The organism is Absiella sp. AM09-50 (assembly GCF_003433845.1).
Classification (GTDB): Bacteria; Bacillota_I; Bacilli_A; order Erysipelotrichales; family Erysipelotrichaceae; genus Hoskinsella; species Hoskinsella hominis.
This window is the reverse complement of sequence record NZ_QVFI01000029.1, coordinates 19,726-43,451: the sequence shown is the minus strand read 5'-3', so window position 1 is coordinate 43,451 and position 23,726 is coordinate 19,726. Positions and strand designations below refer to the sequence as shown.

Sequence of the window (23,726 nt, the reverse complement as noted above, 5' to 3'; positions counted from 1 at the left end):
GGTATATTAGATTTATTACTCTTTGTATGAGTAACTTTAATATACCAGGAGAACATATGAATTTAGGAGATCATATACAACAAGCCAGAAAGAAAGCTCAATTATCACAAGAAAAGCTAGGAGATATGGTTGGTGTCACCAGACAGACAATCAGCAACTGGGAACTCAATATTACCACCCCTGATGCCAATCAGTTATTAGCACTGTCAAAGGCATTACAAGTCAGCATGGATGCCCTGATGGAAAATGATATCCAGCATCTTATAGAACAGAAAGTAAATGTTGTGGAAACACAGGTCAGTAAAAACAATACGCTGCTGCTTTGTATATTGATTGCCCTCATGGTTCTTTTTATATTGATGTTCATCATGAACGCTTAGAGGAGGAAATTTATGAATCAAACAAAGTCAAAAATGCATACTTTATATTTTCTGATTGCCCTTTACATTTCGATATATATTGGGAATATTGTTTTAGATATTACGGATAATTTCATACAGAATATATGGATACCAAGAATCCTTGGAACCATTACATGTGCAATTATGGGACTATTATTTCAGAAGTACTGGTTAAGCAAATATGCTTAATGCTTGTCATCATAACAGCATCATATTTTACATTTTGTTTCACGATTTGAAATTTTTTACATATTTTTGATGATTTTTCTTGTAATTCTTGTCAAAGTATCGTATCATATAGGCAAATGGGAGTGAGTGCTATGCATAACAAAGGATATTATTATTATCGATAGTTCGTTATAAAGCCATAACATATGCATGGTTCTTTTTCTCTTTATAACGATTACACAAAAGCATCTGTCGAATGATTGATGCTTTTTTTTCTTAATCAGGAGGATAAACAAATGAAAATTCATGTGGATTTAAAAGAAAATGGTTATGACATCATTATGGAGCATGGTGTATTAGCCAATGTAAAAGATTATGTAGATCTCAATCGTAAAGTCATGGTCATCACGGATGAAGGCGTTCCTTTAGAATATGCGACCAGTGTAGTTGCACAATGTGCAGAAGGATATCTGCATGTTGTTCCACAAGGTGAAGATTCTAAAAGCCTGAGCGTATTTAAAGAAATCTGTGAAGATCTATTGGAACAGCAGTTCTCTAGAAAAGACTGTATTATCGCAATAGGTGGTGGTGTTGTTGGAGATTTAAGTGGATATGTAGCCGCTAGCTATATGCGTGGTATTGATTTTATTCAAATCCCTACCACAACCCTTTCTCAGATTGATTCCAGTATTGGTGGAAAAGTTGCGATTAATCTGGATGAAGTTAAAAACATCATTGGTGCTTTCTATCAGCCAAAGATAGTAATTATTGATCCAGATACGTTACAGACTTTACCAAAACGTCATTATATCAATGGGTTGATCGAAGCGTTAAAAGAAGGTTTGATTTATGATGAAAGCCTGTTTAATTTATTTGAAGCCGGTGATATCTATAAAGATTTAGACCAGATTATTGAAAAGGCATTATATGTGAAAAAAGATGTTGTGGAAAAAGATGAAAAGGAACAGCATTTAAGAAAAATCTTAAACTTTGGACATACGATTGGACATGCGATTGAAAGTTATTATCACTTAAGTGAATATCTACATGGAGAATGTGTTGCGTTTGGCATGTTGTATTTTATCGAAAAGGAAGATATTAAAAAACGTGTTCTTGCGATTTATGATAAACTGGGCATCAAGGCATCTGCGCCTTATGATCCTGATACAGTATATGGCTTATTATGCAATGATAAAAAAGCAGCACATGGAAGTGTCAGTATCGTCAAGGTGAAAGAAATTGGCAAGGCAGAAATTCAGGATATGAAGCTTGAAGAAGTCAGAGTATTATTGAAAGGATAAGATTATGAAAAACAGTTTTGGAAATCATTTAAATGTTTCATTGTTTGGGGAAAGTCATGGTGAAGAAATTGGTGTTGTGATTGATGGATTAGCACCCGGTATTCATCTGGATATGGACTTTATCAACGCAATGATGGATAAGCGTAAAGCAAAAGGAAGAATCAGTACACAACGTAAAGAAGGCGATGAAATTCATATCGTCAGTGGTTATTTTAATGGATATACCACAGGGACACCCCTTACCATATTGATTCATAATACCAATACAAGAAGTGGTGATTATGAAAAGACAAAAAACCGTTTACGCCCTTCTCACGCAGATTATACCGCAGAAGCAAAATATCTTGGCTATCAGGATTATCGTGGCGGTGGACATTTCAGCGGTCGTTTAACTGCACCTATCGTTGCGGCTGGAGCGATTGCCATGCAAGTATTGAATGAAAAGAAAGGCATTTTGATTGGTTCTCATATTGCGGAATGTCATGGTATCAAAGATACCTTATTCTCAAGTGATGAATCCACACTTAAAAGTGAAATTGAAAAAATGAATGCCAGTGATTTTGCGGTACTGGATAAAGATATCGCAGAACAAATGCATCGCCATATTGAAGAAGCCGCAAATATAGGCGATAGCGTTGGTGGTATTCTGGAAAGTGTCATTTTGCATATGCCAGTGGGTGTAGGCGAACCATTCTTTGATTCTATAGAAAGCAGATTAAGTCATTTATTATTTAGTGTACCTGCTGTAAAAGGTGTGGAATTTGGTTTAGGCTTTGATTTTGCGAATCATTATGGCAGTGAAGTCAATGATGCGATTATTTATGATCAAAAGGAACACAGAGTAAAAACCGCTACCAATCATAATGGAGGCATCAATGGTGGCATCAGTAATGGTATGCCGATTCGTATTCGCACAGTAATTAAACCAACCCCTTCCATATATAAGGAACAGGATACGATAGATAAAGAAACACATGAAGCCGTAAAGCTTCAGATTGAAGGAAGACATGATCCAGCGATTATTCATCGCGCGAGAATCGTGGTAGATGCTGTATTAGCACTTGGTATTTTAGATTTATTGATGGAACGTGACGCAACACTTTCCATGTTTAACAGAACGTAGGAGGAAATTGATTATGATTATTACAATGAAGAAAGATGCGACAAAACAAGATATTGAAAATGTCATGCGACAGTTGAAAAACAAAGGACTACAGATTCATGAAAGTATCGGGGAAAACTACAATGTCTTTGGGGTAGTTGGGGATACTTCTCAAATCGACCCAAAACGTATTGAGGCAAATCCTCATGTGGAAAGCGTTGTACGTGTATCCAGTCCTTATAAGAAAGCGAGCCGTATGTTTCATCCAGAAGATACCATCATTAACGTAAATGGTATTAAAATCGGTGGAAAAGAAAAAATCGTTGTCATTGGCGGACCATGTTCTGTGGAAGGAAAAGACATGATTTGTCATTTGGCACAGGAAGTAAAAAACAGTGGCGGTGTCATGCTAAGAGGTGGCGCATATAAGCCAAGAACTAGTCCATACGCTTTCCAGGGTATGGGTACAGAAGGTATTCTGGCAATGGTGGAAGCTCGTAAAAAAACCGGCTTGCCAATTGTCACAGAATTAATGAGTGCAGATAAACTGGATGAATTTATCGAATATGTGGATGTTATCCAGATTGGCGCAAGAAATATGCAAAACTTTGATCTGTTGAAGGCTGTTGGAAAAACCAACAAACCAGTTCTTTTAAAACGAGGACTTGCCAATACAATTGAAGAATGGATCATGAGTGCAGAATATATTATGTCAGAAGGCAACGAAAATGTTATGCTGTGTGAACGTGGTATCCGTACATTTGAACCATATACAAGAAACACTTTAGATTTAAGCGTTGTGCCAATTATCAAAAAGAAAACACACCTTCCTATCATTATTGATCCAAGTCATGCGACTGGAGATTGGGAACTTGTGGAAAGTGCATCTTTAGCAGCAATTGCCGCAGGTGCGGATGGATTGATCATTGAAGTACATGACTGTCCAGAATGCGCTTGGAGTGATGGTGCACAATCATTAAAACCGCAGCGTTTTGCGGAAGTCATTCGTAAAGGTAAAAAGATCGCCGAGGTTATCGGGAGGGATATGTAATGCAGGCAACGATTACCCCTTCCAAGGTATCCGGTGCTATCTGTATACCCCCAAGTAAAAGCATGGCACATCGTGCTATCATCTGTGCATCCTTAGCAAAAGGCCGCAGTATCATTGAACATGTGGAATATTCAAAAGATATTTTAGCAACGATGGATGGTATGCGAAAACTAGGTGCAATAATCACACAGGAGCATGATCGTTTGATTATCGATGGGATACAAGACTTTCATTGTGAAAGTGATGAAGTATTCTGTAATGAATCCGGTTCTACCTTACGATTTTTTATCCCAATTTTCTCATTATGTCATCAAACCTTAACCTTTACCGGTGCTGGTCGTTTACTACAGCGCCCGCAAAAGGTATATGAAGATATCTTCCATGAACAGGGATTATACTTTTCTCAAAACGACAAAGGAATTACCATCAAAGAATCATTAAAACCCGGTGAATATCATATCAAAGGAGATATCTCCTCCCAGTTTATCAGTGGCCTGTTATTCACATTGCCCCTGTTGTCCAAGGATAGTATCCTGCATATCGAACCACCCTTTGAATCCAGATCCTATGTAGATCTAACATTGGAAATGCTGGAATTGTTTGGTGTTCATGTATCCTACAAGGATGATCATACTTTATGGATACCAGGCAATCAAAGCTATCAGCCACACGATTACCGTATTGAAGGGGACTTTTCACAACTGGCTTTCTTTGCGGTATTGGCTGCGATATCATCTGATTTAGATGTTACAGGTATCCGTCACAGTTCTGCACAGGGAGATAAAGCTATTATCTCCATTCTAAAAGATTTTGGCGCAAAAATAGAAGAAATTGAAGATGGCTATCATATATCTAAAAGTTCATTACACGGCTGTGTGATTGATCTAGCGAATTGTCCTGATTTAGGACCAATTCTATGCGTCCTTGCCATGTATGCACAAGGAGAAACCATCATACAAAATGCACAGCGTTTACGTATTAAAGAAAGTGATCGTATCGCTGCCATGGAAGAAGAATTAAGAAAGTTTGGCGTGGATATCCATTCCAACGAAGATACCATCTTTATCAAAGAATGTACCCACCCTATCTGTAAAGAAACCTTATCAGGACACAACGATCATCGTATCGTTATGGCATTAAGTGTCGCATTATTATGTAGTGAACAATCTGGAACCATAGAAGGTGCACAGGCAATATCTAAAAGTTATCCTACCTTCTTTGAAGATGTTACACGCATTCATGGAAAGGTGGAATGTGCATGATCACAAAAGATACACGCTTTCTTATCATCGGTTTGGGACTGATTGGTGGAAGCTATGCCATGGGATTAAAAAAGAACGGCTATCATGTGGAAGCCATTGAAATCAATCAATTAAGCATTGATTATGCTTTAAAAAATGGCATCATAGACAAGGGTTCTACTTTCGATTTAGATATGATATCCCAGGCAGATGTCATTATCGTTTCCCTGTATCCAAACATGAGTGTTGATTGGATTGCGACTTATCAAAAATACTTTAAGCCTGGTGCTTTAATTTCCGATGTTGCCAGTGTAAAAACCGGTGTAGTCAAACCAATACAGGATATCATCCGTGATGATGTAGAATTTTTAAGCTCCCATCCAATGGCTGGAAAAGAAGTCAGTGGTGTGAAATTTGCGGATGATACCATCTTTCATTCCGCTAACTTTATTATTCTGCCTACAGAAAAAAATACAAAAGAAGCAATCGATTCCCTGCGCCAGATGGCTCAGATTTTAGGTTTCCATAATATCAGTGAATTAAGTGTGGAAGATCATGATGCCATGATTGGTTTTGTATCGCATTTAACACACGCCATTGCGGTTTCTTTGATGAATACCAATGACAATACGCACCTGGTGGAATACACCGGTGACTCTTTCCGTGATCTGACGCGCATAGCGAAGATCAATGAGAATCTTTGGAGTGAGGTTTTCTTCCTGAATAAAGATAATCTGATTAAAGAAATTGATGACTTTACCGCAGAAGTAGAAAACCTGAAATCAAAACTTATCCATAATGATGTAGAAGGATTAAAAGAATTATTTATCCAATCCACTGCAAGACGAAAATTATTTGATAAATAGGAATCATCGTTGTATGATTTCTTTTTTTATGGCAGGTTGTACCTTCCTTTGGGTATTTGATGTTTACAGGGATTGTATCACTTGTGGAATTTTATATAATGTTGATAAGGAGGTTTCTATATGAAAATACGCATTGAACAGGATGCAGCTTACAAAGAAGAAGAAATCATCATCCATTGTGCGATGATACATCCCCGCTTACAAAAGCTCATCCATATGATGGAACAATATGCCATCTCTTTTGAAGTATATGATCACAATAAAACTTCATTTATTCCTATTGATGAAATATATTACTTGGAATCTGTGGACGGTAAAACCATCGTTTATACAAGTCATCACTTTTATGAAATGAAGCAATCCCTTCAACAATTAGAAGAACGTTTAAAGAATACGACATTTTGTCGTATCAGCAAACATACGATTGTGAACATTTTATGGATTGATGCATTAGAACCATATGCCAATCACCGCTTGTTGCTGCACATGGAAAACAACGACAAGCTCATAGTGAATCGCATGTATTTGGAAACATTAAAGGCTGCCATTAGCCAGTAAGGAGGAATACTCTATGTATCGTTTTTTTCACAAATATCTACCCTATGGATGTATCTGTAGTGTTCTATGTATGATTGTGGAAAGCATCAATGCCATCCGTTTTTCCACAACCATAGAAGGTACTGTTATTTTATCAGATATCGCCATGATTATGATCTTGACCATCGCATGTTATGTTATTGATTTCTATGATTTTAAAAGTTATCGTAGTTATTTTTTCACTCGATACGTGATATTATTTATCATCTTTATGATTGCGTATCAACTCTTTTTCACAATTCCTTTCAGCTTTCATGGAGTTTTTAATTTATGGTTGATATACACAGTGAATATTCTTTTGATACAAGCTTATGTAAATCATACCGTTGTGAAAGAAACTGCCCAGATGAATGCCTTGTTACAAAAGAAAAAAGCAGAAAAAAATTAAAAAGGCTTTACAGCAAAACATTGTTACGTTATAATATCATTGTAACAAAACATTGTTCTATTGAAAGGAGGTATAACTTATGTTCCTACATCACACAAAAAAAGAAAAAGGATTTTACTATCATGCCGAAGAATTACGTTATGAAGAAAAAATGCAGTTCATGAAAAGCGCAGCATTTCAAAATAGTGCTCTCTTAGAAATCAAAATGAAATAATAACATTTTAATAACATTTTAATAACATTTCTAATCAAGCACCCCATCATTCCTGAATCATCTTATATTAATAAGACCATAAGAATGCTGCGTAAAAGAAAACATCAGACTTGTTTCTATTTCAATCTGATGTTTTTTTATATTTTAATATTTTTCAATGATACAATCATGATGTTTATGATTATCTGCTTCTGTAGAATAATTGATACCAACCAACAATATTTCATCAAAATTGCTTACTCGATCAACATATTTTTTCCTTTTGATCTGATCGATTGCTTCTTCTGCACTCTTATTATACTTAAGTTCTAAGATGATTGCTGGATATCCCTTTTTCTTTGGAGTGAAAAGATAATCTACAAATCCTTTGCCTGACTTATCTTCTCTTGTGACTTCATAATAATTTCTCGCATACAGATAACACAATGTAATCACACATGACAGACTATTTTCGTTATTATATTGCAAGAATGGTATTTCTCGATCATGTGCTTCCTCAATATATTGTGCTACTTTTTCTCCATCCATCGCAATTGTCGCATCTAATACATTTTTAGAATTATTGACGATATCTGCGATTCCACCCATACTCTTTCTATTTAACACTCTTTGAAATTTTTCCATCAATTCATGATTTGGTATTCTCAAGAAACCATCATGATATGACAAGAATCCAAAGACCACCATGGCAGATAATATTTCATCCCGACTATTTAAGTGCAACTGTTCTGCGCCATATCCTTCCAATTCCACTTCTACAGGAATCCCTGCCACCATTTTCACAATGTCCTCTCTTACTGCATCTACATTATGTTCTATATATTCAGCTATTTCATCCATTGGTCCTGTTTCTGTCCAGTAGTTAAGACAGACACCATCCGTTATCGCAGATGAAACAGATCGTGGATTAAATAAACTTGAACCATTTGATTTGTAATATCCATCATACCATTTTTTTAATGTTTCAAATGATGGCTTCGTGTATTTCTTAGTTAATTCAACTATTTCCTCTTCATCAAACCCAAAATAATCTTCATAAATCCTATCATTCATAAAATTATATTCTTTAAACATATTCAACTCAGATCCGCTAGAGTATTTTGCGATTGGTAACACTCCTGTCATATAAGCCAATTCTACGTAAGATTGATCTTTTAATAATCCTTTTAAAAATTCCAGGTAAGCCTTTTTATCTTTTTCTTGCATAAAGTCCTTATAAAAGATACTATCCCATTCATCCATAATAAAGATGAATTTTTCATTTGTCCTCTTTAATAAGCTTTTTATTGGTTCTCCATGAACTTTCTCTATGCCATATACTTCTTTCAAATCTTCCTAAATACAATATTTTATCCAACTGATATATTCTTCATAGGTTGTGCATGGATCAGGCAATGTACTAAAATCAATATAGACTACATGATGTTTATTGATATGTTCTTCATAGGTTGATGTTTGTGCTATTTTTAAATCTTTAAATAATTCATGTGTGTCATATCCTTGCGTATAGTATGCCCCAAGCATATTTGCATTCATCGTTTTCCCAAATCTTCTAGGACGCGTGATACAAAAATAACAATCTTCACTACCAATTACTTCATTAAATTTATTAATTAGCATGCTTTTATCAATATAGATTTTTTTCTTTAAAACTCGTTGGAATAATTCAACAGGAATATTAGTATCCAAATAATAATACATATCCATCACCTCATCTCTTTTTATATTATAGACTATTCTTTCTTCTTTTACTATGAAAAAAGCACTATCTATTGTTTTCATTAGACAATGCTTATCGTTCCTATTTATATTTTTCGATAATACAATCATGATGTTTATGTTTATCTGCATCTGTAGAATAATTGATACCAACAAACAGTATTTCATCAAAATCTTTCACTCGCTCTACATAGTTTTTCTTCTTGATTTGATCAATTGCTTCTTCTGCACATTTATTATATTTCAGTTCCAATATAATTGCAGGATATCCCTTTTTCTTAGGTGTAAAAAGATAATCTACATATCCTTTACCGGATTTATCTTCTCTTGTGACATCATAATAATTTCTTGCATACAGATAACATAAAGTAATCACACATGACAGACTATTTTCGTTATTATATTGCAAAAACGGTATCTCTCGGTCATGTGCTTCTTCAATATATTGTGCTACTTTTTGTCCATCCAATGCAATTGTCGCATCTAATACATTTTTAGAATTATTGACGATATCTGCAACGCTACCCATACTTTTTCGTTTTAATACTCTTTGAAATTTTTCCATCAGCTCATGATTCGGTATCCTTAAGAAACCATCATGATATGATAAGAATCCAAAGACCACCATGGCAGATAAGATTTCATCTCGACTATCTAATTGTAATTGAGATGCAGCATACCCTTCCAATTCTACTTCTACAGGGATACCTGCCACCATTTTCACGATGTCTTCTCTTACCTCATCTACATTATGCTCTATATATTCTGCAATTTCATTCATTGGCCCTGTTTCTGTCCAATAATTTTTGCATTTTCCTTTTTGTAACGCTAATGAAACAGATCGAGGATTAAACAAACTTTTCCCTTCACTGGTATAATATCCATCATACCAGTATTTTAATTCTTCATATCCTACACTATTCATCTGATTACATAATTCTTTTACTTCATCTTCATGAAATCCAAAAAATAAATCATATTCATCATCATTCATAAAATTTAATTCATCAAACATATTCAATTCCGAACCAGTTGAATATTTTGCGATTGGTAATACCCCTGTCATATAGGCTAATTCCACATATGGCTGAGTTTTAAATAATCCTTTTAAAAATTCTAAATATGCTTTTTTATCCTTTTCTTGCATAAAATCTTTGTAAAAAATACTGTCCCATTCATCCATTATAAAGATAAATTTCTCATTTGTTTTTTCAAATAGATTTTGGATAGGTTCTCCAGGAACTTTTTCAATTCCATAACCTTTTTTCAAATCATCTTGCAAGCAGTATTTAATCCAGCTTATATATTCTTCATATGAATTACATGGATCAGGCAACCTACTAAAATCTATATAAATAACATGATGTTTATTGATATGTTCTTCATAAGACACTGTCTGTGCTATTTTCAAATCTTTAAATAATTCATGGGTATCATATCCTTTTGTATAATACGCGCCAAGCATCACTGCATTGATTGTTTTTCCAAATCTTCTAGGGCGTGTAATACACATAAATCGATTTTCTTTTCCTATCAAAGGATATATTTTATTGATCAACATGCTCTTGTCTACATAAGGTTCAGTTGAGACAACAATTCTAAATTGTTCCATAGGAGTTTCTTTGTCTAGAAAATACATTCACACTCACCTCATCTCTCTTTTTATATTATAGACTATTTTCTCCTCTTTTACTATGAAAAAAGCACTGTCCTTTCCATGACGCATTATAAGCGTATCATTACATTTTTTGTTTCTGATTTATTTTCCTGTTACTTGTTATTCCTAATTAATTTTTGTATAACTTAACAAATGGAGGTATTATATGGAAGATCAAGAAAAATTTAAGCTAGATGCAACATCCGTATGCAAAATGCTGTTACTATATTTATTGATTCCATCTCTCATGGTGATTTTTGTAGGTGCATTACTCCTTGCTAGTGGATATAATGAATATGATTCTACTATGATGGCATCTGTGTTATGTCTAAGTGCGATGTCTATTTACATCATTCAACATTATCCGAAGCGAATGGATGTAACGTTGCCTTACCAAAAACCTGTAAAAAGCTTTACACGTCAGATATTTACTAGATATATCATGATTACTATTGGAATCACCTATCTTATTTCACTTTGTTTTAATTTATTTACATTGCTTGTACAAAATCAGATAGAATTTCATACCATTGATATGTCTATGGGAAATCAGCTTCTAATCAATATCTTCAATGTTGTATACAGTATCTTATTGGCACCTTTATTTGAAGAATTGATTTTTAGAGGACTCATATTAGAGAAATTAAAACCTTATGGTACTCGTTTTGCGATATTGACTGTATCTATCCTGTTTGCATTATTTCATGGCAATCTGCCACAAACAGTTCCACTTTTCTTCTTTTCTATCGTGCTATGTAAGATGACTTTACGAAGTGAATCCATATATCCAGCTATTATCACACATATCATTTTTAATACCATTGGTACTGTGACATCCTTTATATCTAATATTTATATCGCCGCATTGATTGGATGGGTCATGATTATTTTCATGGGATATGCATTGATAAAAGTGATAAAGTATTTACGGAAACATCCTTTTAAAAACAGAGAAAAAGAAGCTTGGAGAGTACGTGACTTTTTCCATAACTGGGCTGGTATTATATTTTTGATTTTGATTATATTAAACATACTAACATCTATTGAATTATTATAGGACAGATTCGTCTGTCTTTTTTTGTATATTACCAAATATTTGGATTATAATGTTCATAGGTGATCTTTATGGATACATTACTATCTTATACAGCATGGATGATGAATGAACCAGAACCCTGGGGTATTTTTCATATACTTATGTTGTTAGTAGGGGTTCCTGTCACAATCTTTCTGGGATGGAAAACCCATCATATATCCCAAGCAATGCATCAGCGCTTGTTATTTATTCTTGGTATGATCCTTATCTTATTAGAGTTATATAAACAATTATTTTCTTATGCCATTGTAAATCATCATACTTATGACTGGTGGATTTTTCCCTTTCAATTATGTTCGCTGCCTATGTATTTGTGTGTTCTTTTACCTTTCTTGAAAAAGCATTCGACTTCTATCATAGAAACCTTCTTGATGGATTTTACTATTTTGGGAGCTTCTATGGCACTTTTGTTTCCTGATGATATGATGCATCCCTATATTACATTAACGGCGCATGCTTTTTTATGGCACTTTATTTTATTGTTTATAGGATTCCATATTGCCTGGTATCGTAATACTTTTGCTAAATATCATCAGGTCGTACTGTTATTCTTTCTTACCGCTGCATTGGCAACATGTTTTAATATAATATTTCATACTTATGGTGATATAGATATGTTTTATATCAGTCCTTATATGCCTTTCTCACAACCTGTTTTTGATATGCTAGAGCCAATTATTGGGCGCATACCAACCATTTTGATTTATTTAGTATGTGCCTGTGGTGGTGGACTGCTTATTCAAAAAATCATCGCATATAAAAAGCATCCGTAGATGCTTTCCTTTTACTTATTGGTGTATGAAATGATATACAGCACCAACCATTCCAGCCGTATTTCCTAGCTTTGCCTGTGTAATTTCCAGATCTTTCGCAAACATAGGCATGGCTTTTTCTTTGATTTTTTTACGTAATGGTGCTATCAAATATTCAGTTTCATTGCTTACACCACCGCCGATCACGATGATTTCTGGATTAAAGATATGCACAAGGGATACACAGCCTGCGACAATATCCTCTATCCATTCATTCACAACTTTCTGTATTTCCTGATCCCCTTTCTTCAGGCATTGAAATACTTCCATGCCATTCATGACTGGTCTTGATGGACAGCGTGCCTGTATTCTTCGTATTAAAGCTGATGTCGATGCATAACGCTCAAAGCATCCTTGATTTCCACATCCACATGGTTCTCCCTGCTCATGAAGTATCATATGTCCGATTTCTCCAGCAATGCCATTTCTTCCTGTCAACAGTGTTCCATTCACAATCATACCTCCACCAATGCCAGTACCAATCGTAAATGCCACAACATTTTGATAACCTTTCGCAGCTCCCATCCATGCCTCGGCTAATACCATACAATCCGCATCATTCAATACGGTACAAGGCAAAAGCAGCGTTTCTTCTATGCGCTCTTTGATATGACTGCCACAATATCCTGGCACAGAACCACCGGAGCCAATCACAACACCACTATGATCATCAATCTGACCAGTCGCAGAAACACCTACTCCTTTGATTTGTGCCAGATCAATTTCTTTTTCTGAAAGAAACATCAAAATCCCCTGCATCACTGCATCCATAAATGGTATTTTATAATGATCAATATTCACAGGATATTTCGCAGATATGAGTACTTCTCCTGATGCATCCACAATACCTACTTTTACATCTGTACCACCAATATCAATTCCCAGATAGTCCATATGTTTCACCTTCTTCTATCATGAATTTGATAACGGCTTTTTCTACTTTTGTGCTTACATGCGTAATATCTGGTTTATGTAAATCTTCTGGGAAACAAATCGCAAAGCTGTCTTCTTCCAAAAGGAAAGAACCAAGAGCCGTTCCCTGATATTCTTGAAAATCATCCTCTTTCTGGTATTCATTTAATGCCTTTGTATGTAATAAGTCTGTGTATTCTACTATTTCATTGCCTTTTACCAATAATTGAATATCCCCATAAACTTGATGGCCTTCAAATGGTTTTTCTTCTGATGAAACCGTCTTACAATCAAATCTTCTTAATAAAACATGCTGTCCAGCAACCGGTGTTTCACCCATTGGGGCATTACGCCATTCTTCTTTTTGAATATATGCAATTGCGATATCCAGATTTTTATTGATTCCGATATATCTGTTTAAATCTTTTAGTTTACCTGTAATCATAATGTTCTCCTTATTTTAAAAAGAAACTTCACAAGGAAGTTTCTAGTCACATGCATTTAATACTTCAATATCATTTACCTGATAATGAGCTTTAATTTCCTTAAATGACTGTTTTACTTTTTTAATTTCTTCTTCACTCAGGTTCATAAATGGCGCTCTGACATAACCGGCATCTACGCCCATCCAGCGAAGGCTTTCTTTGATGACTGCATAATAATCATATTTTAATGATGCTTCAATGATATCTACTGCGATTTTCTGTTTTTTCTGTGCACCAGCGATATCTCCACTTTTTACTTTCTGATAAATATCCTTAAATACATCCGGCATCATGGAATAGAAAGAACCGATGATTCCATCTGCTTCGTTGATAATGCCACTGACTGCCATTTCATCTGCGCCAGAGTATACCATGAAATCCTGCGAAATCTTATCTTTACATTTGTAAATATCCTGATGTGTACATGCTGTATATTTGACACCTTTCACATTTGGAATGTTTGCTAGACGACAGATAAAATCAAAGCCTAATAGTCCAGCAAGTGGTACGTTATATACAATCATAGGAAGTGGTGTTGACATAGACACAGCTTCATAGTATTTATAGATGTTTTCTTCTTTAAATTTCCAGTAGAATGGTGGCACGCTACTGATGGCATCTGCGCCTGTGGCATAGGCATGTTTTGCCAGATCAATACTGATCTTTGTGGAAATAGCACCAACATGAACGATGACAGGAATTCTTCCATGTACTTCATCAATTACAACTTCTACTACTTTTTTTCTTTCTTCTGGTGTCATTAAAAAGCCTTCACCCGTACTGCCTGTTAAATATAATCCATCCATTCCTCGCTCAATCAAATGATTGACCAGTTTACGCATTCTGTTTTCATCAAATTCTTCATGTTCATCAAAGGGTGTAATCAATGCTGGAATTACGCCTTTGATATTTTTTAATTCAAAGTTAGCCATTTCGATTCCTCCTAATATTTTCTTTTTATTTTACTTAAATCACCTTGTATGGCAAACAGCTTTATGTTTTGGAAGGTAAAGCGTAAATATATTTCTTTGCCTTTTAATTCACTCAAGGTATGATCTTTATAGGTGATATCACGATATCCATCCTCATCCGGTTCTGATACCTGCATAGATACTGCCTCAAAGCCTTCAAAAGGAATACCTTTACGATTGGTGATTTCTACTTTAAACTGCGCGTTTGTTTCTTCTTTCATAAGTACCTTTAAGTTATCGCCATATACATCAAATGCTGTGGTTTGTAGTATTGCATTTGTTTCTGTACGTTTATTTGTATAATAAGCGAATTGATCTTTTTCTACATAGCCGCGCATGAAACTTGTTTCTCTGAAATTGGTATGTTGTCCATTGCCTCCCATATAATAGAAATACATCCTTCCATCTATTTCTACAGGGGCGGAAGCATAGATACATCCACAATCTGGTGCTCCTGTTGGATAATGTCCAGCACCTCTTGGGATAAAGGGTTCTTCATCATTGATACTGTCCCATGCATCTAAATTGGTTGTAAACTTCAGGAAACAATCTACTGTATCATAATTTTCATCAATCTGATCGCCTTCATGGTATACAGAAGCAAGCCCTAAATACAGATTCGCATATTGAAATACTGGCATTGAGTAAACCTGATTCTGGAATCCATTTCCACGGTATACTTCCTGTGGCTCACTCCAATTAATGAAATCCGTACTTTCACTTTTTGCGACGATACGCAATCCATTTCGCCAGATTCTTGTCATTAAGATATAATGGCCAGTTTTCTGATCACGAAAGACAAAGTTATGGGTATCTGCCTGGGGGTTGTATTTGGCCCATTCTCTTGGCTCTGTAAAATGGATACCATCCCTAGAAAAGGCAACTGCCATGAAATTGTTATGGCCGGCATAATCTATTTTTGTCATAAGTTTATATCGTTTATCTTTATCTTGTTCCTCTGTATCCAGAAAAACACTTGTGCCATGTGCATAAGGCAGAATGACATTGTTGCGTTTACTGCCATTGATTTCATGCAGATATAAATCTGGTTTTTCCCAATGGATACCATCTTTTGACTCCGCATAACATAAGGAAACAATGCGATCCTCTGTTGGTTTGTAACGTTTGTTTACACGTTCATTTAATGGTGTACGTGCCGCATCTTTATCATATGTAAAGACGGAATAATACAAACGATAGCGTTCTATTTGGGAATCATAAATCAGATTGGGATAAGAATTGTCGTAACGTACTTCCCATAGTCTAGGGGGTTCACTAAAGTAATCTTCATGAAACAATACTTTATTTTCTTTATGAATGGGATTTACATGTATTGACGCATTCGACATAAGAAAGCCATCGACTAATCCACTATCCAGTAATAAAAATTTATTCATTGACTGCCTCCTTGCCATCATACAAATGACAATATACAAGATGGTTGTTTCCTACATCTTTTAAAACAGGTTCTTCATTCCTGCATATCTCCATACATTTTCTACAACGGTTGTGAAAAGGACATCCAGAAGGCTTATGAATTGGACTTGGGACATCTCCTTCCAATACAATACGTTTTCTTTTTTCACCAATTTTTGGAATAGGTACAGCGGATAATAATGCTTCGGTATATGGATGTAATGGTCGTTTTGAAAGTTCATCGCTGGTTGCGATTTCCATAACTTTTCCCAAATACATGACCACGATACGATCACTCATATATTCCACAACACTTAAATCATGCGCAATAAATACATAACTTAAATTCATTTTATGCTGGATTTCTTTCATCAGATTCAATACCTGTGCCTGAATGGATACATCTAATGCAGATACCGGCTCATCACAAATCACAACAGATGGATTGATACATAAAGCACGTGCTATACAAATTCTTTGACGCTGACCGCCAGAGAATTCATGTGGATAACGATAAATATAATCTGGTTGAAGATTTACCATCTCCATCATTTTTTTCATGATTTCTTCGCGTTCTTCTCGTTTATGAAAGCCATGTGCTTTTAATGGTTCTTCAAATGCATTATAAATCTTTTTCACAGGATTTAATGAACTATAAGGATCTTGAAACACCATCTGTACCTGTTTTCTAAATTGAAACAGATCTTCTTTGTTCATCTTCGTGATATCTTTTAATACACCCTGATCATTATAAAGAATTTCTCCATCGCTTGGTTTTTCCAACATCAACAGGTTTTTACCCAACGTTGTTTTTCCACACCCGGATTCTCCTACAATACCTAATGTTTCACCTTTACGAATGCTTAAGGATACATCATCTAATGCTTTTACAGAAGCAATTTCCTTTTTGAAAAAGCCTCCATATACGGGAAAATACTTTTTCAGATGATTGACCTGAAATACGATTTCATGTTGTTCTTCCATAATTAGACCTCCTTATTGCCTTCAAATAATAAACATCTTACGATATGTCCGGGTTCTACTTCATAATTTTTAATTGTTTCTTTAAAACAGCGTTCACATGCCTGAGGGCATCGATTCGCAAATTCACAGCCTTCTTTACAATCTTTTGGATCAGGTGTCTGTCCTTCAATTGTTTCCAGCTTTTTGTTTTTATCCATACCAGGTACGGGTACACTTCTTAATAAAGCTTTGGTATATGGATGGGAAGGACGATTAAATATCTGTTTTGTGGAAGCATATTCCACAATACGTCCCATATACATAACTGCCGCATCATCCGCATTCTCCGCTACAAGTCCCATATTATGTGTAATCAACACAATGGATTTATTCTCTTTTTCCTGCAGCTCTTTCATTAGATCCATAATCTGGGCCTGAATTGTAACATCTAACGCTGTGGTAGGTTCATCCGCAATCAGAATATCAGGATTACATACCATGGCAATCGCAATCATAACACGCTGCTTCATACCACCGGAAAACTGGTGGGGATAATCTTTTACACGGCTTCTGGGATCTGGAATACCCAGCTTTGCCAGCATATAAACAGCTTCCTCCAATGCTTCACTTTTCTTCATTTTTTTATTGTGCTGTAAAAGATTCTCCATGATTTGGGAACCAATGGTATACACAGGATTTAAAGAAGTCATGGGGTCTTGAAAGATCATACCAATATGTTTTCCACGTATATCACGCATTTCTTTTCCATACTGTGGAAGCTTATTTAACATGACAGGCTTTCCATCACGATAATATGTTACACTGCCTTTTTCAATCTTTCCTGCTTTAGGAAGCAGATTCATGACACTATGTACGGTAACACTTTTTCCACAACCGGATTCTCCAACAATTGCCAGTGTTTTTCCTTTATATACAGTGAAAGACGCATCTTTCACAATATCAACTTTTTCTCCGCCATTGTAGAAGCTTGTATGTAAATGTTCTACTTTCAGAATAATATCTTCACTCATAATTACGCCCTCCTACAACTGCTTTGGATCAAGAACATCTCGCAATCCATCCCCGAAGAAATTTACCGCAAGTACAAACAATGAAATCGTAATACCAGGAATCACCCATAACCACCAGTTATTCGCAATTACATCTAATGATTTTGCGGCATTCATAATATTGCCCCATGTAGCTACGGTATTAGGAACACCCAGTCCTAAATAGCTTAGCCCTGCTTCACTTAAAATAAAGCCGGCACTGTTGATGGTTGTGGATACAATGATAGGGCTTAATGTATTTGGCAGGATCTGTTTAAACATAATCGTTAAATCACTGATACCAAATGCCTTATTTACCTCTACATATGTTTCTTCACGTAATACCATAAATTCATTTCGGATCATACGGAAGGTTGTCATCCATCCTGTAATGGAAAATATAATAATCAGATTCTGTACACCTTGGCTTAAAATCGCAACCATGATTAATATCAAAATCATTTGAGGGAACGTCTGCAGGATTTCAGACAAACGTATGAACAACATATCTATTTTTCCGCCAAAGTATCCGGCAACACATCCAAATACAACACCAACGAAGGAACCGCTTAATGCACTCAGGACTCCAACGGTGATGGAGGTTCTTCCTCCATATAAAATTCTTGCGAATACATCTCTGCCCAGTTTATCCGTACCGAATATATGGGTGGATGATGGCGCAGCACCTACAGCCTTTAAATCAATAGCATTAGGATCGAAGGATGTAAATAAAGGCGCAAATACAGCGAGTATCAGAAACAACAAGATAATGATGATTCCCATAATTGCCAGTTTGTTTTTTAATAGACGTTTCATATTGCGATACAGCAATGATGATTGATTGATACTTAATTTCTTCATTATGCTCCTCCTTTTCTATTGATCTATACGAATTCTTGGATCTAGTAATGCATTGACCAGATCCACAAGGAAACTTGCAAATAATACAGCTGCCGCTATCATTAATGTCGTAATCATGATTACCGGATAATCGCCTGCTGTTACACCATTTAGGATTGTTGTGCCAATGCCAGGCCATGAGAAGATGGTTTCAATAATGACAGAACCACCTATCAGAATTGGCAGACGAAACATCAGAATAACCAGAATTGGTCCCAGTGCATTTCTAAACGCATGTTTCAAATATACCTTCCATTCAGGAATACCTTTACTTCTTGCCGTTTTTACATACTCTTTATTCATAACATCCAGCATAGAATTTCGTGTATAACGAAGCAATGCTGATATCATGGAGATACCCATTGTAATTGCAGGTAGAATCAGACTATTTAATTTCATAAAGAAACTGTCATCGCCATATTGTAGACGCCCTGCCGCTGGAAACCATCCAAGCTTAATCGCAAACAGCTGAATTACCAGAATACCAAAGAAAAAATGTGGAATAGATGTACCAATAACCGCAATAATTCTTCCTACATAATCGATGATGCCATTCTGGCGAATAGCAGATAATAAACCAATGCCAATCCCCAATACAGCTGAGATGACCAAAGCCACCATAGATAGTTCAATCGTTGCGGGTAACTTCATCGCAATAAGTTTTGCGATTGGTACACCATTGACGATACTATAGCCAAAATCACCATGCAGCAGATCAATCAGCCAGCGAAAATATCGGATAATGACTGGATCGTTTAATCCCAGCTGTTGTCTTAATGCCTCTATATTCGCCGTATTAGCGGCCATATCCGGAGATACCATATAATTGATAGGATCTACCGGTACAATTTGTAATGCCAAAAATACGATTAAGGATATGATAAACAGCATGGGTATGATTGCAAGAAATTTTTTAACAAAATATTTCAGCATATGCTACCTCCCGTTTTTATATATGAGGGAGTGTTGCCACTCCCTGTAAAATGAACAGTTTATTTAACATCCCATTTTTCAAACTGTTTGTCATAAGAATACCAAGGATTACCAAATGTAATACCATCTGGCAATACAATGTGATTTGTATTGACGAAAATCTTATTCTTTAACGTATACATAGGAAGCTTGAATAAATCTTTTTGTTCCTGTACCTGTAGTTTCTTTAAGATTTCAGCACGTTTTGCCTGATCTGTTTCCGCAACTAATTGATTATATAAATCATCAAAGTCGCCTGTTTTACCAAAGATATTCTTGAAATTTGCGTTCTGTGAAGTATATTCACCATAATATTCTTCAAAACCAAATGCAGATAATCCTTTTAATGCGATATCATAGTTCTTTACACTGAATAATGCAGTAGTAGAGTCACCTGTAATCTTTACAGCATCGACTTTCATACCAACTTCTGTTAAATACTGGGTAACCGCATTGATAAAGTCTATAGAAGTCTGATCTCCATAATAGTAGATAATCTTCAATGGTTCATTAAAGTCCCATCCAGCTTCCTTCAACAGTTTCTTAGCTTTATCTGGATTATATTCGTACTGATTCAAGTCTTTATCATAGCCATTATAGCCTTCTGGTACACCAGCATTGCTGACAACACCTAAATCTGGATATAATTTATCAATTAATTCTTTTCGATTAATTGCATACATGATTGCTTCACGTACACGTGGATCTGCCATCTTTTCATTCTTCTTACCATTTGCATCTTCATAATTTACAATGAAATAACGATAGAATAATGTATCTACACTAAATGATTTATAACCATCAATTTTATTAAGTTCTTCAATCATACCAGGAGAATTGCTCTTCATGAAGTCAGATTTTCCACTTTGTGCAGCCGTTAATGCATCACCTACAATATTGACGATAACTTTATCAATCTTTGGTTTTTCACCATTGTAATTATCATCACGTATTAATTCAATGTAGTTACCTGGTTGGAAATCACCAATCTTATACATACCATCTGTGACTGGTTTTTCCCAATATGGATCATTATGTAACTGTAATGGATCAGATTTCTCTAAACAATGCTTTGGCAAAATCACAAACTGTGCTAGTACATTCATGATATTACCTACTTTATGATCAAATTTAATGGTAAGTGTACTACCATCCACAGTGATACCTTTCAAAGAATCCGCCTTGCCTGATTTCCAGTCATCAGCACCCTGAATATTAGAGAATGCGGATGTATAGATACCATTAGCAAGTGCTGCTTTCAAAATCGTTTCCATTGACCACTTCGCATCATCCGCCGTAAGTGGCTCGCCATCAGACCATTTCAAGCCATCATTCATTTCAATAGTCAACGTTAAGCCATCATCACTTAACTTATAACTTTTTGCCAAGTCAGGGCTAACCTTAGTCAGTGTTGAATCAGCCTTAAACAAGTGACGGAATACTAATTCTTTATATAACTCGCCATTGTTTACCCAGACATAATCAAACTTTGTATCCAGGTTTCCACCTTTTTCAGCTGCGATATTAATTACTTTTTCTTTACCTTTATCTGCTTCTTTATTACTTGAACAGCCAGCTAATGTTGTCACACATAAGAAAGCTGCCAAAACGCCTGTAAATAATTTTTTCATAAATTCTCCTTTCTTTTCAGTTCCTCTACGAACTGCTTTGCTATTTCATATGGGCGGGTAATTGCACTACCGACAACGACACATAATGCTCCAGCTTTTAGCACCTTGACGGCTTTATCTGGTGTATCTACATGTCCTTCACCAATTACTGGTATTCCTAACGCTGATAATTTTGAAATCAGTGTGTAATCAGGAACAGGTGCATCTTTACTCTCTTGTGTATATCCACATAATGTTGTCCCAACAAAATCCACACCAAGTTCATATGCCCGCTTACCTTCTTCGTAAGTAGCGATATCTGCCATCAATACCATATTCGGATATTTTTCTTTAATATCGTGAATAAATGCTTCCAGTGTACGATGATCTGCACGAACACGATTCGTACAATCGAAGGCAACAATATCACATTGACATTTTGCTAATGCATCAATTTCTGCCATTGTCGCCGTGATATATTGTGGTGAATCCGGATAGTCTTTTTTGATGATTCCAATGATTGGCAAGTCTACAACTGCCTTGATTTCTTGAATATCACGTACAGTGTTTGCCCTTATGCCAACAGCCCCTGCCTGATAAGCTGCTTTCGCAAATAACGGCATCACACCACCCTTATCGCTGTACATAGGTTCTTGTTCTAATGCCTGGCAGGACACAATCAACCCACCTTTTATTTTCTCTATTAATTCTGCTTTTTCCATGTTTCTTTACATCGTTCCTTTCCTCTATACATCGTAAGCGCTTACTTCAATACTCAAAAAAAATGGTACCATCCTGTATAAATCTCATGCTATAATCTAATCAACAAGTAACTCTGTTTTGCATCTCCTTTCTGGTTTATTCCTCCTACATCTATTATTCTAATGAAGTAACACTTCAAAATAAATGCATAAATTGCTAAGTACATTGTAAAAATTGACATGTGAGGTGACATAAATGGCTAAGTTCGATAAAAATGGTAAAGATACAGACAATTTCTTTTGTGCACAGGTATTCAATAAAGACACAGATTTATTCTCTCCGGATATGCATAGATTCTATGAAATCCTTTTCTTCCTTAGTGGAAATATCACGTATTATATCGAAGATCAGGCTTGCGATATAGAATCCGGGGATATTTTGATTATTGATATGGATACACTTCATTACCCTCAAAAAAAGAAGAATGCCCGATTAAATCGTATAGCATTAGACCTTGATCCTAAATATGTGGAACTGTTAAGCACAAGTGATACAGACCTTACCTATTGTTTTAAACAACCCAGAACCATGATCCATCGAGCAAAGTGCAACCCTGAAGAATATCGCCAACTGATTACACTTTTTGAAAGTCTGTTAAATGTACAAACTAAAAAATTCTTTGGTTCTGATGTACTGGGAGATGCGTTTGTGATTCAATTATTGGTTTTAATTAATAAAATGTTTTATAATCTTGATGGTAAACTTATTGAAAGTGTGCCAGTACAGGAATCCATCGTCAATCAAATCGAATATTATATTTCCCAAAAATTCAATGAAGATATTAGACTTGATCAATTTGAAGAACAGTTCTTCTTAAGCAAATATCATATTTGCAGGAAATTCAAAGAAGCAAAAGGTATTTCCATCCATGCCTTTCTTACAGAAAAACGCCTGGAGCATGCCTTATCTCTTTTGAAACTTGGTATGCCAGTACATGAGGTTTATTTACAATGTGGATTCAATGATTATTCCAGTTTCTATCGAGCTTTTGTGAAGAAACATGGTATCAGTCCTAAAGAATTTATCAAAGATTATCAAACGATGAAATAGAAAAAAAAACAGGCAAATCGCCT

At 35.5% G+C, this 23,726-nt stretch carries 25 protein-coding genes and 1 pseudogene; 13 read left to right on the top strand and 13 right to left on the bottom strand.

Annotated features, from left to right (window positions below):
• From DW114_RS18060 to DW114_RS22035, 10 genes are all read left to right on the top strand, one after another.
• On the top strand, window positions 1-380 hold a 380-nt coding region (locus DW114_RS18060; RefSeq protein WP_147323140.1), incomplete at its 5' end, for a helix-turn-helix domain-containing protein.
• 12 nt (window positions 381-392) lie between these two features.
• Window positions 393-590, top strand: coding sequence for a hypothetical protein (locus tag DW114_RS18055; protein WP_117455268.1), 198 nt, complete (start codon window positions 393-395; stop codon window positions 588-590).
• A 275-nt stretch (window positions 591-865) separates the two neighbouring features.
• Complete coding sequence (gene aroB, locus DW114_RS18050; RefSeq protein WP_117455267.1) at window positions 866-1,870, top strand: 3-dehydroquinate synthase; 1,005 nt, start codon at window positions 866-868, stop codon at window positions 1,868-1,870.
• Window positions 1,871-1,874: 4 nt separating this feature from the next.
• Complete coding sequence (gene aroC / locus DW114_RS18045) at window positions 1,875-2,993, top strand: chorismate synthase (RefSeq protein WP_117455265.1); 1,119 nt, start codon at window positions 1,875-1,877, stop codon at window positions 2,991-2,993.
• Between the two features lie 13 nt (window positions 2,994-3,006).
• A complete protein-coding gene (aroF, locus tag DW114_RS18040) occupies window positions 3,007-4,023 on the top strand; it encodes a 3-deoxy-7-phosphoheptulonate synthase (RefSeq protein WP_117455263.1) in 1,017 nt (338 codons plus the stop codon).
• Window positions 4,023-5,285 (top strand): 3-phosphoshikimate 1-carboxyvinyltransferase, encoded by a 1,263-nt coding sequence (gene aroA / locus DW114_RS18035; RefSeq protein WP_117455261.1) that lies wholly within the window; start codon window positions 4,023-4,025, stop codon window positions 5,283-5,285. Before aroF ends, aroA begins: the two co-directional genes overlap by 1 nt.
• Complete coding sequence (locus tag DW114_RS18030) at window positions 5,282-6,130, top strand: prephenate dehydrogenase (RefSeq protein WP_117455259.1); 849 nt, start codon at window positions 5,282-5,284, stop codon at window positions 6,128-6,130. Before aroA ends, DW114_RS18030 begins: the two co-directional genes overlap by 4 nt.
• Window positions 6,131-6,250: 120 nt before the next feature.
• Window positions 6,251-6,688: a LytTR family DNA-binding domain-containing protein gene (locus DW114_RS18025; protein ID WP_117455257.1), complete on the top strand. Its 438-nt coding sequence runs from the start codon at window positions 6,251-6,253 to the stop codon at window positions 6,686-6,688.
• 13 nt (window positions 6,689-6,701) lie between these two features.
• Complete coding sequence (locus DW114_RS18020) at window positions 6,702-7,115, top strand: hypothetical protein (RefSeq protein ID WP_117455255.1); 414 nt, start codon at window positions 6,702-6,704, stop codon at window positions 7,113-7,115.
• Window positions 7,116-7,194: 79 nt separating this feature from the next.
• Window positions 7,195-7,329: a hypothetical protein gene (locus DW114_RS22035; protein WP_255411930.1), complete on the top strand. Its 135-nt coding sequence runs from the start codon at window positions 7,195-7,197 to the stop codon at window positions 7,327-7,329.
• A 144-nt stretch (window positions 7,330-7,473) separates the two neighbouring features.
• Here the strand turns inward: DW114_RS22035 and DW114_RS21815 are convergent, their stop codons facing one another.
• The 3 genes and pseudogenes from DW114_RS21815 to DW114_RS18005 form a co-directional block, all read right to left on the bottom strand.
• The gene (locus DW114_RS21815; RefSeq protein WP_233509621.1) at window positions 7,474-7,857 is read right to left on the bottom strand and encodes a PD-(D/E)XK nuclease domain-containing protein; all 384 of its coding nucleotides are present in this window, start codon (window positions 7,855-7,857) and stop codon (window positions 7,474-7,476) included.
• 366 nt (window positions 7,858-8,223) lie between these two features.
• Window positions 8,224-9,030: pseudogene (locus tag DW114_RS21810) on the bottom strand (AAA family ATPase); the annotation flags it as partial.
• Window positions 9,031-9,130: 100 nt separating this feature from the next.
• Window positions 9,131-10,687, bottom strand: coding sequence for an AAA family ATPase (locus DW114_RS18005; RefSeq protein WP_117455249.1), 1,557 nt, complete (start codon window positions 10,685-10,687; stop codon window positions 9,131-9,133).
• A 184-nt stretch (window positions 10,688-10,871) separates the two neighbouring features.
• Between DW114_RS18005 and DW114_RS18000 the strand changes: the two genes are divergently transcribed.
• Both DW114_RS18000 and DW114_RS17995 read left to right on the top strand, forming a co-directional pair.
• Window positions 10,872-11,762, top strand: a complete 891-nt coding sequence (locus DW114_RS18000) for a CPBP family intramembrane glutamic endopeptidase (protein ID WP_117455247.1) — start codon at window positions 10,872-10,874, stop codon at window positions 11,760-11,762.
• Between the two features lie 68 nt (window positions 11,763-11,830).
• Window positions 11,831-12,574 carry a YwaF family protein gene (locus DW114_RS17995; protein WP_117455245.1) on the top strand — a complete coding sequence of 248 codons (744 nt, stop codon included), beginning with the start codon at window positions 11,831-11,833 and terminating at the stop codon, window positions 12,572-12,574.
• A gap of 15 nt (window positions 12,575-12,589) precedes the next feature.
• On the opposite strand, the gene DW114_RS17990 is transcribed toward DW114_RS17995, so the two are convergent.
• The 10 genes from DW114_RS17990 to DW114_RS17945 are packed head-to-tail and all read right to left on the bottom strand — an operon-like array spanning window position 12,590 to window position 22,613.
• Window positions 12,590-13,507 carry an ROK family protein gene (locus DW114_RS17990; protein WP_117455243.1) on the bottom strand — a complete coding sequence of 306 codons (918 nt, stop codon included), beginning with the start codon at window positions 13,505-13,507 and terminating at the stop codon, window positions 12,590-12,592.
• Window positions 13,488-13,970 (bottom strand): YhcH/YjgK/YiaL family protein, encoded by a 483-nt coding sequence (locus DW114_RS17985; RefSeq protein ID WP_117455241.1) that lies wholly within the window; start codon window positions 13,968-13,970, stop codon window positions 13,488-13,490. The genes DW114_RS17990 and DW114_RS17985 overlap by 20 nt, the downstream gene beginning before the upstream one ends.
• A gap of 42 nt (window positions 13,971-14,012) precedes the next feature.
• Window positions 14,013-14,942: a dihydrodipicolinate synthase family protein gene (locus DW114_RS17980; protein ID WP_117455239.1), complete on the bottom strand. Its 930-nt coding sequence runs from the start codon at window positions 14,940-14,942 to the stop codon at window positions 14,013-14,015.
• 11 nt (window positions 14,943-14,953) lie between these two features.
• Entirely contained in the window at window positions 14,954-16,378 is a 1,425-nt protein-coding gene (locus DW114_RS17975; RefSeq protein WP_117455237.1) for a hypothetical protein, read from the bottom strand.
• The gene (locus DW114_RS17970; RefSeq protein WP_117455235.1) at window positions 16,371-17,381 is read right to left on the bottom strand and encodes an ABC transporter ATP-binding protein; all 1,011 of its coding nucleotides are present in this window, start codon (window positions 17,379-17,381) and stop codon (window positions 16,371-16,373) included. Before DW114_RS17970 ends, DW114_RS17975 begins: the two co-directional genes overlap by 8 nt.
• Before the next feature lie 2 nt (window positions 17,382-17,383).
• Window positions 17,384-18,391: an ABC transporter ATP-binding protein gene (locus tag DW114_RS17965; protein ID WP_117455233.1), complete on the bottom strand. Its 1,008-nt coding sequence runs from the start codon at window positions 18,389-18,391 to the stop codon at window positions 17,384-17,386.
• Between the two features lie 12 nt (window positions 18,392-18,403).
• Window positions 18,404-19,270, bottom strand: a complete 867-nt coding sequence (locus tag DW114_RS17960; RefSeq protein ID WP_117455231.1) for an ABC transporter permease — start codon at window positions 19,268-19,270, stop codon at window positions 18,404-18,406.
• 15 nt (window positions 19,271-19,285) lie between these two features.
• Window positions 19,286-20,242 (bottom strand): ABC transporter permease, encoded by a 957-nt coding sequence (locus DW114_RS17955; RefSeq protein ID WP_117455229.1) that lies wholly within the window; start codon window positions 20,240-20,242, stop codon window positions 19,286-19,288.
• Window positions 20,243-20,301: 59 nt separating this feature from the next.
• A complete protein-coding gene (locus tag DW114_RS17950) occupies window positions 20,302-21,912 on the bottom strand; it encodes an ABC transporter substrate-binding protein (RefSeq protein WP_117455227.1) in 1,611 nt (536 codons plus the stop codon).
• Window positions 21,909-22,613, bottom strand: coding sequence for an N-acetylmannosamine-6-phosphate 2-epimerase (locus DW114_RS17945; RefSeq protein WP_117455225.1), 705 nt, complete (start codon window positions 22,611-22,613; stop codon window positions 21,909-21,911). The genes DW114_RS17950 and DW114_RS17945 overlap by 4 nt, the downstream gene beginning before the upstream one ends.
• Before the next feature lie 235 nt (window positions 22,614-22,848).
• Between DW114_RS17945 and DW114_RS17940 the strand changes: the two genes are divergently transcribed.
• Window positions 22,849-23,703, top strand: a complete 855-nt coding sequence (locus tag DW114_RS17940) for an AraC family transcriptional regulator (protein ID WP_117455223.1) — start codon at window positions 22,849-22,851, stop codon at window positions 23,701-23,703.
• The last annotated feature ends 23 nt before the right edge of the window (window positions 23,704-23,726 follow it).